The sequence below is a fragment of the Pseudorhodoferax sp. LjRoot39 genome, from assembly GCF_964253035.1.
Taxonomy (GTDB): Bacteria; Pseudomonadota; Gammaproteobacteria; order Burkholderiales; family Burkholderiaceae_C; genus Pseudorhodoferax.
In genome coordinates this window covers 7,501,454-7,510,815 of the sequence record NZ_CAXUQL020000001.1, presented here as the reverse complement: position 1 = coordinate 7,510,815, position 9,362 = coordinate 7,501,454, and the positions used below count along the sequence as shown (strand labels likewise).

General features: G+C 70.0%; 8 protein-coding genes. 5 read left to right on the top strand and 3 right to left on the bottom strand.

Annotated elements, in window-relative coordinates:
• Nucleotides 1-108: 108 nt before the first annotated feature.
• From ACSQ4M_RS35055 to ACSQ4M_RS35045, 3 genes are all read right to left on the bottom strand, one after another.
• Nucleotides 109-1,938, bottom strand: coding sequence for a M61 family metallopeptidase (locus ACSQ4M_RS35055; protein ID WP_436193942.1), 1,830 nt, complete (start codon nucleotides 1,936-1,938; stop codon nucleotides 109-111).
• Nucleotides 1,939-1,976: 38 nt separating this feature from the next.
• Nucleotides 1,977-2,744: a DsbC family protein gene (locus tag ACSQ4M_RS35050; RefSeq protein WP_436194125.1), complete on the bottom strand. Its 768-nt coding sequence runs from the start codon at nucleotides 2,742-2,744 to the stop codon at nucleotides 1,977-1,979.
• A 76-nt stretch (nucleotides 2,745-2,820) separates the two neighbouring features.
• Nucleotides 2,821-3,969, bottom strand: a complete 1,149-nt coding sequence (locus ACSQ4M_RS35045) for an FAD-dependent monooxygenase (protein ID WP_436193941.1) — start codon at nucleotides 3,967-3,969, stop codon at nucleotides 2,821-2,823.
• A 76-nt stretch (nucleotides 3,970-4,045) separates the two neighbouring features.
• On the opposite strand from ACSQ4M_RS35045, the gene ACSQ4M_RS35040 reads away from it, so the two are divergent.
• The 5 genes from ACSQ4M_RS35040 to ACSQ4M_RS35020 all read left to right on the top strand — a co-directional run bounded on the left by ACSQ4M_RS35040 (nucleotide 4,046) and on the right by ACSQ4M_RS35020 (nucleotide 9,317).
• Nucleotides 4,046-4,957 carry an MOSC domain-containing protein gene (locus ACSQ4M_RS35040; protein WP_436193940.1) on the top strand — a complete coding sequence of 304 codons (912 nt, stop codon included), beginning with the start codon at nucleotides 4,046-4,048 and terminating at the stop codon, nucleotides 4,955-4,957.
• A 19-nt stretch (nucleotides 4,958-4,976) separates the two neighbouring features.
• Nucleotides 4,977-6,326: a cache domain-containing protein gene (locus tag ACSQ4M_RS35035; RefSeq protein ID WP_436193939.1), complete on the top strand. Its 1,350-nt coding sequence runs from the start codon at nucleotides 4,977-4,979 to the stop codon at nucleotides 6,324-6,326.
• Entirely contained in the window at nucleotides 6,323-6,946 is a 624-nt protein-coding gene (locus tag ACSQ4M_RS35030) for a response regulator (protein WP_436193938.1), read from the top strand. The genes ACSQ4M_RS35035 and ACSQ4M_RS35030 overlap by 4 nt, the downstream gene beginning before the upstream one ends.
• A gap of 107 nt (nucleotides 6,947-7,053) precedes the next feature.
• On the top strand, nucleotides 7,054-9,111 hold the full coding sequence (locus tag ACSQ4M_RS35025) for a carbon starvation CstA family protein (protein WP_436193937.1): 2,058 nt from the start codon (nucleotides 7,054-7,056) through the stop codon (nucleotides 9,109-9,111).
• Nucleotides 9,108-9,317 carry a YbdD/YjiX family protein gene (locus tag ACSQ4M_RS35020; protein ID WP_436193936.1) on the top strand — a complete coding sequence of 70 codons (210 nt, stop codon included), beginning with the start codon at nucleotides 9,108-9,110 and terminating at the stop codon, nucleotides 9,315-9,317. Before ACSQ4M_RS35025 ends, ACSQ4M_RS35020 begins: the two co-directional genes overlap by 4 nt.
• Nucleotides 9,318-9,362 lie beyond the last annotated feature (45 nt).

The following is a 9,362-nucleotide window of genomic DNA, read 5'->3' as shown; positions in this document are numbered from 1 at the left end:
CTTTGGGCCGCCGATTCGCTGCGCCTTCAGGGATGCTTGAGGTGGCGTATTGGCGTCAATGCAAAAGCGAGCCACTGGCTCAGTTGCACGGGACAAGCCCGCCGCCGCTCAGAGTGGCGCGAGCCAGGCGTCGACCGGCTGGGTGTTCTGGATCGCCAGGCGCCAGGTCTTGCCGTCCTGCGGCGCCGGCAGTTCCAGTCGCAGGCGCAGCAGGCGTTTGTCGCGCGCCACCAGCGCGGTGACGCTGCGCGTGCGGCCCGTGTAGAGGGCCAGGTCGTCCAGGCGACTCAGGCGCCAGCCTTCGTTCTCGGTTTCCACGCCCAGCCACTCGTCGTCGGCCGCCAGGCCCGCCAGTTCGGCCGCGCCGCCGCGCAGCACGACCTTGACCTGCACACCGTTCTGCTCGCTCACGCGCAGGCCCAGGCGCTGGGCCAGTTGTGCTGGGTCGTCGTGCACGACCACACCATGGCGCTCCAGCAGTTCGCGCAACGGCAGTTCGCCCTGGCCATGGACCCAAGCCGCAATCTCGGCGTCGAAGGGCCGGCCACCGACTGCGGCCAGCGCTGCGGCGAAGTCGGCCTCGGACATCGGCCCGGCCGCGCACTGCGTCCACAGGCGCTGCATCACAGCGTCCAGCGTGCCGCGGCCCTCGGCGCGCAGCGTGAGATCGAAACACAGCGCCACCAGCGCGCCCTTGGCGTAGTAGCTCACCGTGGCATTGGGCGTGTTGGCGTCGGTGCGGTAGTACTTGACCCAGGCGTCCATGCTGGCCTCGGCCACGGACTGCACCAGCCGGCCCGGTGTCTGCAGCACCTGGTTAATGGTCTTGTTGAGCAGCTTCACATAGCCGGCGTTGTCCAGCAGGCCGCAGCGGCGCAGCAGCAGGTCGTCGTAGTAGCTCGTGAAGCCTTCGAAGAACCAGAGCAGCTGCGTGTACTGCTCGGCGTCGTAGTGGTATTGCGCGAACTCCGCCGGGCGCAGCCGCTTGACGTTCCAGGTGTGGAAGTACTCGTGGCTGATCAACCCCAGCAGCGTGGTGTAGCCCTCGGCCTGGCGCGCGGATTCGCCGCCGGCCTCGTCGCGGCGCGGCAGGTCGCGCCGGCTGCAGACCAGGGCCGTGGAATTGCGGTGCTCCAGCCCGCCATAGCTGTCGTCCATCGCGTTGAGCAGGAACACATAGCGCTTGTGCGGCGGCTTGCTGCCGCCTTGCCCATGCCAAAAGCGAATCTGCTCCTCGCAGATCTTCTGCACGTCGTGCAGCAGGCGGTTGCCGTCGAACGAGGGCGGCGCGCCGGCCACGACAAAGCGGTGGGCGATGCCGCCGGCTTTGAAGTCGCCATGCCAGTAAGCACCGATCTCGAACGGGCAGTCGGCCAGTTCGTCGTAGTCCGCCGCCAGGTAGTGGCCGAAGCCCGCCGCATCGACCTGCTGGGGCGCCAGGCCTGTGGCCACGGACCAGCCCGTGGTCTGGCGCGAGGCCACCAGTTCCAGCCCGTGCGGCTGGGCTTCCTGACCATGCACGCGCAGGCACAGGCTGGTGGCGTTGAAGAAGCCGCGTGCGGCGTCCAGGAAGGCCGTGCGCACGGAGGTGTCGTGCGCATGCACGAGGTAGCGCAGCACCAGAGGCTTGCCGGGTTCGGCCGTGAGATCCCAGCTGTTCTTGTCGAGCTGCCGGCAGTCCACCACCTTGCGGCCCTGGTGGGCCTCGAGCTGCTGCAGGTGCTTGGAGAATTCACGCACCATGTAGCTGCCCGGAATCCACACCGGAAGCGACACGCGCTGCAGGGCCTGGGGGGCCTGCACCGTCAGCGTGACGCGGTACAGATGGGCATGCAGGTCGGCCAGTTCGACCCGGTAGGCGATGGCCGGCGTGTCGTGGTGTTGGTCTGCGGAGGCGGCTTTGCGCGCCGGCGCGGGAGAGGGGGAAGTCGTCGGCATCACCCGAGAATACAGGACGCCCAACGCGCCCCGCGTCTTCAGGATTTGCGCGAAGACGCGCTGACCAGCAGCTTCTCGACCTCGTCCAGCGGCATCGCGCCCGGCACGCGCGTGCCGTCGGTGAACAGCAGCGTGGGCGTGCCCGTGATCTTGTGCTTGCGCCCCAGCGCCACGTTGCGCGCCACCGGTGCGGCATCGCACTCGGCCGACGGGATCGCCTGGTTGCGCACCATCCAGTCCGACCAGGTCTTGGCCTGATCCTTGGCGCACCAGATGTGCTGGGCCTTCTGCACCGAGTCCGCGCCCAGGATGGGGTAGAGGTAGAGGTAGATCGTCACGTTGTCGATCTTTTCCATGTCGCGCTCGAAGCGCTTGCAGTAGCCGCAGTTCGGGTCCACGAACACCGCCATCTTGCGCTTGCCGTCGCCACGCACGAGTTTGAACGCGTCCTTGAGCGGCAGGTCCTTGAAGTCCAGCGCCGTGAGCTTGTTGATGCGGTCTTCGGTCAGGTTGCGGCGCTGCTGGGTGTCGAAGATCTGGCCCTGCAGCAGGAAGTTGCCCTGCGCATCGGCATAGACGATCTCGGCACCGGTCAGCCGCACCTCGTACAGACCGGGCAGCGGGCTGGCCGTGACTTCCTCGATGGCCGGCAATTGCGGCAGACGCTCGGTCAGCACCTTGCGGATGGTGGCTTCGGCGTTGGCCGGTGTGCCGGCCGCGACGGGGCCTGCGGGGGCCGCAGCAGGCGGGGGCGTTGCCGCCGCCGGAGCCTCGCTCTTGCCGCAGGCGGGGAGCAACACGGCCATGGCCAGTGCGGCGAGAGCGGCCTGGGGCCGGGGGAATCGAATCGTCACGTGGAATCCTTCAGCAATGCCGGCCTGTTCAGCCGTTCACACCCATGGCCTGGTGCGCGACCCAGCGCTTGAGCGGGCCGCTGTGTTCGAAGCCGTTCATACCCCAATTGCGCAGGCCCTGCCAGGCCGGTGCATTGTGCGCGAACAGCTGCTGCAGGCCGTCAGTGGCCAGGCGCATGCCGGCCAGCGCCGTCTTGCGGGCACGCTCGTAGCGGCGCAGCACGCGCAGATCGCCCACGCTGCGCCAACCGTCCCGCGCGCGCAGCTGGGCCACGAGTTCGGCCGCATCGCCCAGCCCCAGGTTCAGCCCCTGGCCGGCCAGCGGGTGCACCGTGTGCGCGGCGTCGCCGGCCAGCGCCCAGGCGCCGGTCAGGCCGCCCGCCACGCCCTGCGCGCCGACGAAGTGTCGGGCCTGCGCCAGCTGCAGCGGCCAGGCTGCACGTTCACCGGCCACCTGCAGTGTGCCCAGCGCGCCGTGGCTGATCTGCTCCAGCGCCTGCGTGAAGGCCAGGTCGTCCAGCGCCAGCGTGGCGGCGGCGCGCTCCTGTGGCACCGACCAGACGACAGCCACCTGGTGCCCTTCGGCGCCGGCCATCGGCAAGAGGGCCATCACCTCACCCTGTAGCAGCCACTGCCGCGCCACCTGACCGTGTGGCCGTTCGCACTGCAGCCGCGTGGCGATGGCGGTCTGACCATAGGCATGGGTGTCGTAGGCCACGCCCAGTTCGGCGCGCGTGCTGCTGGCCCGGCCTTCGCAGACCACCGTCAGTGCCGCAGAGGCAGGAGGCTGCTCCAGCACCTCGATCTGCGGCTGGTAGCGCACGGCCTCGGCCAGGCGCCTTTCCAGGGCCGCGACATCGACGATCCAGGCCAGCGGCATGCCGCGGCCCTGGCGTGCAGCATCGAAGTTCACCTCGCCGCCTTCGTCGCCGAAGACCTGCATGGCCTGCACGGCCGTGGCCTCGGCCGGATCGGGCCAGCAGCGCAGGCCTTCGAGCAGCTGGCGCGAGGCCGCGTTGAGCGCGTAGGCGCGCACGTCGGAGGACTCGCCCTGGCGCGGCGCGGCCGGCTGCACCAGCGCCACCTGCAGCCGCTCGCGTGCGAGCAGCAGGGCCAACGTGCGGCCGACGATGCCGCCGCCGCGCACGCAGATGTCGAAAGCTTGAGGGGAGGGCATCGCGGGATTGTAGGAGTCGCCCTTGGGCACAATGCGCGCTCCACCGTTCAGCCCTTTCCCAGCCATGCCTTCCGCCATGTCTTCCGATTCCGCTGTCGACCTGTCCGCCCGCGATGTCCAGGCCCGCGTCGCGCGGCTGTTCGTCTACCCGGTCAAATCCTGCGCCGGCGTCGAGGTCGACGAGGTGCTGTTGACAGAAACCGGTTTGGAGTTCGACCGCGCCTGGATGGTGGTGGACGACGAAGGCCGCTTCGTGACCCAGCGCGAACTGCCGCGCATGGCGCTGGTCCAGCCCAAACTCAAGCATTCCGAGATGGTGCTGCGCGCCCCCGGCATGCTGGCCCTGCACATCGCACTCGATGCCGTGGAAGAGCCCTGCGAGGTCACGGTCTGGAAGGACCGTGTGAAGGCCTACGACATGGGCGACGTGGCGGCCCAGTGGTTCAGCGACTTCCTGAACAGCGAACGCCCGGCCGGCGTGCCCGCCCAGAAGCTGCGCCTGGTGCGTTTCGACCCCGAGTTCCAGCGCCTGTCCAACAAGCGCTGGACCGGCGAGGTCGATGCGCCCAACCAGTTCGCCGACGGCTTCCCCGTGCTGGTGCTGAGCCAATCCGCGCTCGATGGCCTCAACGAACGCCTGGGGGCTGCTGGCCACGCCGCCGTGGGCATCGAGCGCTTCCGCCCCAACATCGTGCTGGACGGCGTGGACGCGCACGACGAGGACAATTTCGGCGAGCTGCTGATCTCCACGCTTGAGGGCGCGGCCCGGCTGCGTCTGGTCAAGCCCTGCCCGCGCTGCCCGATCCCCAACATCGACCCGGCCACAGCCCTGTCCAGCCCCGAGGTCGGCGACACCATGCAGGCTTACCGTGCCCATCCGGCCGTGGACGGCGCCATCGCCTTCGGCATGAACGCCATCGTGCTGGACGGCATCGACCACGCGCTGCGCCCCGGCCAGCCGGCCGCGGCCGACTACCGCTTCGACTGAGCCAGGAGGGCTGCGCCCCATGCAGCTGCGCACCAAGATCGTCACGCTGGCCGCGCTGCCGCTGCTGCTGGCCCTGGTGCTGGTCACGCTGGCGGTGCGCCACCAGGAGCGCGACCTTGCGCAGCGCGAGCGCACGCTGATCGAGCAGAGCCACATGGCGCAGCGCCGCAGCGAGCTGCGCAGCTACGTGGCGCTGGCTCTCAGCACCGTGCAGCCGCTCTACGACAGCGGCCGCCAGGACGAGGCCACGCGCGCCGAGGCGCTGCGCCGCCTCGCCGCGCTGGACTACGGCAACGACGGCTACTTCTTCGTCTACGACCTGGAGGGCCGCTCGCTCATGCACTCGCGCCAGCCCGAGCTGGTCGGCCGCTCGCTGTGGGACCTGCGCGATTCCCAGGGCCGCTACACCATCCAGGACCTGCTGCGCGGCGCCCAGCAGAGCGGCGGCGGCCTGGTCGAGTACGAATGGCGCAAACCCTCCAGCGAGCAGCTGGCACCCAAGCTGGGCTACGTGACGCTGCTGCCGCGCTGGGGCTGGATGGTGGGCACCGGCTTGTACCTGGACGACATCCAGGCCACGCTGTCGGCCATGGACCGGCAGATGAACGCCAACGTGGCCGCCACGCTGCTGTGGATCGCCGGCATCGCCGCGCTGTGCCTGGCCGCCGTCAGCGCGGCGGGCCTGCTGCTCAACCTCAGCGAGCACCGCACGGCCGAGGCCAAGCTGCGCCTGCTGGCGCGCCGCGTCGTGCAGTCGCAGGAGGACGAGCGCGGCCACCTCGCGCGCGAGCTGCACGACGGCACCAGCCAGGCGCTGGTCGGCGTCAAGCTGCAGATCGAGTCCTATGTGGACCAGCTGGGCGCGCCCGCGCCGCCGCCGGCCCTGGCCAAGGCCTTGCAGCGCCTGAACGCTGCCCTGCACGAGGTGCGCGGGCTCTCGCACCGGCTGCGGCCCGCGCTGCTCGACCAGCTGGGCCTGCCGGCCGCGCTGGAGCGGCTGGCGCAGGAGTTCGACGACCAGGGCGGCATCCAGGCCGAGGCGGTGGTGGAGGGCGCGCCGCGCGAGCTGCCGGCCGAGGCCAAGACCGCGCTGTTCCGCGTCGCGCAGGAGGCGCTGACCAACGTGCACAAGCACGCCGCCGGCGCGCACCGCGTGACGCTGGCGTTGCGCTTCGACGCCGCCAGCGTGCGCCTCTCGGTGCACGACGACGGCCAGGGCTTCGACGTGCTGGCCGTGCAGGACGATGCGCGCCGCGGCATCGGCCTGCGCAACATGCGCGAGCGCATGGCCGCCGTGGGCGGCCGGCTGCACCTTGATTCCGAACCTGGCGCGACCACCATCGAAGCCGAACTCCCCACCTCCGCATGAGCCGACCTGTCCGCCTGTTCCTCGTCGACGACCACCCGCTCGTGCGCGACGGCCTGCGCGCGCGGCTCGCGTCCGTGCCCTGGATCACGGTGGTCGGCGAGGCCGGCAGCGCGGCCGAGGCGCTGGAGTTGCTCGACGCTGCCGCGCCCGACCTGCTGCTCATGGACGTGGGCATGAAGGACATGAACGGCCTGGAGCTGGCGGCGCGGGTCCTGCAACGCGACCGACCGCCCCATATCGTCATGCTGAGCATGTACGACAACCCCGAGTACGTGCAGCAGGCGCTGCAGCTGGGCGCGCGCGGCTACGTGCTCAAGGACGCGCCGGCGGCCGAGATCGTGGCCGCCATCGAGGCCGCGGCGGCTGGCGGCACCTTTCTCTCGCCGGCCGTCTCGCGCCGGCTGTTCCGCAAGGCCGAGCCGCGGCCGCTGCTCACGCCGCGCGAGTCCGAGATCCTGGCCGCGCTGGGCCGGGGCGAATCGAGCAAGCAGATCGCGCGCGACCTGGGCCTGAGCGTGCGCACGGTCGACGCGCACCGCCAGAGCATCAAGCGGCGCCTGGGCATCGACAGCCTGCCCGAGTTAATCCGCTACGCCGTGGAGCATACGCGCCAGATTTAGGGTTATCACTTAGGTGGCCGCGCGTAGGCCACCCACGCGCTGCGACGGATGCGGCGTACGCGCCGCCGCGGAACACTGCGGGCCTTCATCTTCGAGGAGACATCCGCATGGACACCATCCGTCGCCACCTGGTGTGGCTGGCCGTGGGCGTGGTCGGCGCATTCGCGCTCGGCACCGTGGCCCTCTCGCGTGGCGAGAGCATCAACGCACTGTGGATCGTCACCGCGGCGATCTGCACCTACCTGATCGCCTACCGCTACTACAGCCTGTTCATCGCCGACAAGGTGCTGGGCCTGGACGGCAACCGCAAGACCCCCGCGCACCGCCACAACGACGGCCTGGACTACGTGCCGACCGACAAGAACGTGCTGTTCGGCCACCACTTCGCGGCGATTGCCGGCGCCGGCCCGCTGGTCGGCCCCGTGCTGGCCGCGCAGATGGGCTACCTGCCCGGCATGCTCTGGATCCTGGCCGGCGTGGTCTTCGCCGGCGCCGTGCAGGACTTCATCGTCCTCTTCATCTCCACGCGCCGCGACGGCCGCTCGCTGGGCGACCTGGTCAAGCAGGAGATGGGCGCCGTGCCCGGCATGATCGCGCTGTTCGGCACCTTCATGATCATGGTCATCATCCTCGCGGTGCTGGCGCTGATCGTGGTCAAGGCCCTGGCCGAATCGCCCTGGGGCACCTTCACGGTGGCCGCCACGATTCCGGTGGCGTTGTTCATGGGCGTGTACCTGCGCTACATCCGTCCCGGCCGCATCGGCGAGGTCTCCGTCATCGGCTTCGTGCTGCTGATGGCGGCCATCTTCGGCGGCCAGGCCGTCAGCGCCGACCCGGTCTGGGGCCCGATGTTCACCTTCGACGGCAAGGCCCTGACCTGGATGCTGATCGGCTACGGCTTCGTGGCCGCGAGCCTGCCCGTGTGGCTGCTGCTGGCGCCGCGCGACTACCTGTCCACGTTCCTCAAGATCGGCACCATCATCGCGCTGGCCATCGGCATCGTCTGGGTCAGCCCGCAGCTGCAGATGCCCGCGCTCACACAGTTCGCACAGGGCAACGGCCCGGTCTGGTCGGGCAATTTGTTCCCGTTCCTGTTCATCACCATCGCCTGCGGCGCGGTGTCGGGCTTCCACGCGCTGATCTCCTCGGGCACCACGCCCAAGATGCTGGACAACGAGCGCCACGCGCGCTTCATCGGCTACGGCGGCATGCTGGCCGAATCCTTCGTCGCCATCATGGCGCTGGTGGCCGCGGCCTGCATCGAGCCCGGCGTCTACTTCGCGATGAACAGCCCGGCCGCGCTGGTCGGCAGCACGCCCGAGGCCGTGGCCCAGGTGATCTCCGGCTGGGGCTTCGCCGTCACGCCCGAGATGCTGGTGCAGACCGCCAAGGACGTGGGCGAGACCACCATCCTGGGCCGCGCCGGCGGCGCGCCCACGCTGGCCGTGGGCATGGCCCACATCCTGCACCAGGTCATCGGCGGCCAGGCCATGATGGCCTTCTGGTACCACTTCGCGATCCTGTTCGAGGCGCTGTTCATCCTGACGGCCGTGGACGCCGGCACCCGCGCCGGCCGCTTCATGCTGCAGGACCTGCTGGGCAGCTTCGTGCCCGCGCTCAAGCGCACCGATTCGCTGCCGGCCAACCTCCTGGCCACGGCGCTGTGCGTGGCGGCCTGGGGCTACTTCCTGTACCAGGGCGTGGTCGATCCGCTGGGCGGCATCAACACGCTGTGGCCGCTGTTCGGCATCTCCAACCAGATGCTGGCCGCCGTGGCGCTGATGCTGGGCGTGGTCGTGCTGTTCCGCATGAAGCGCGAGCGCTACGCCTGGGTCGCCATCGCGCCGGCCGCCTGGCTGCTGGCCTGCACGCTGACCGCGGGCTGGCAGAAGATCTTCTCGGCCGACCCCAAGATCGGCTTCCTGGCGCACGCGGCCAAGTACTCCGAAGGCCTGGCCAACGGCGTGCTGGTGGCGCCCGCCAAGACGCCCGAGGCCATGGCCCGCATCGTCTTCAACGACCGACTGGACGCCGCGCTCTGCGCGCTGTTCATCTTCGTGGTGCTGAGCGTGCTGGTCTACAGCGTCAAGGCCTGCCTGGCGGCGCGCGCGAGCAACCGGCCGACGACGCACGAGACGCCGTACGAGGCGCTGGCGGCGCGATGAACCTGCAGGGCACAGGCCGCTACCTCGCGCGCTCTGCGCGCGCGGTCGGCCAGTCGCTGCGGCTCATGGTCGGGTTGCCGGACTACGACACCTACCTGTCGCACATGGCCGCGACCCATCCGGACCGTGCGCCCATGAGCTACGAGGAGTTCTTCAAAGAGCGCCTGGAGGCGCGCTACGGCGCGGGCAAGGGCCGTTGCTGTTGAGATTGCGGAGCAGGCCCCGCGCTGCCCGACCGTGGGGCGGAGGCG

What these genes read in the sequence shown, in the direction of transcription:
- ACSQ4M_RS35020 (WP_436193936.1), top strand. Translation starts at nt 9,108, where the DNA reads ATGAACCTGCAGGGCACAGGCCGCTACCTCGCGCGCTCTGCGCGCGCG.
- ACSQ4M_RS35040 (WP_436193940.1), top strand. Translation starts at nt 4,046, where the DNA reads ATGTCTTCCGATTCCGCTGTCGACCTGTCCGCCCGCGATGTCCAGGCC.
- ACSQ4M_RS35030 (WP_436193938.1), top strand. Translation starts at nt 6,323, where the DNA reads ATGAGCCGACCTGTCCGCCTGTTCCTCGTCGACGACCACCCGCTCGTG.
- ACSQ4M_RS35025 (WP_436193937.1), top strand. Translation starts at nt 7,054, where the DNA reads ATGGACACCATCCGTCGCCACCTGGTGTGGCTGGCCGTGGGCGTGGTC.
- ACSQ4M_RS35045 (WP_436193941.1), bottom strand. Translation starts at nt 3,969, where the DNA reads ATGCCCTCCCCTCAAGCTTTCGACATCTGCGTGCGCGGCGGCGGCATC.
- ACSQ4M_RS35050 (WP_436194125.1), bottom strand. Translation starts at nt 2,744, where the DNA reads ATGGCCGTGTTGCTCCCCGCCTGCGGCAAGAGCGAGGCTCCGGCGGCG.
- ACSQ4M_RS35055 (WP_436193942.1), bottom strand. Translation starts at nt 1,938, where the DNA reads ATGCCGACGACTTCCCCCTCTCCCGCGCCGGCGCGCAAAGCCGCCTCC.
- ACSQ4M_RS35035 (WP_436193939.1), top strand. Translation starts at nt 4,977, where the DNA reads ATGCAGCTGCGCACCAAGATCGTCACGCTGGCCGCGCTGCCGCTGCTG.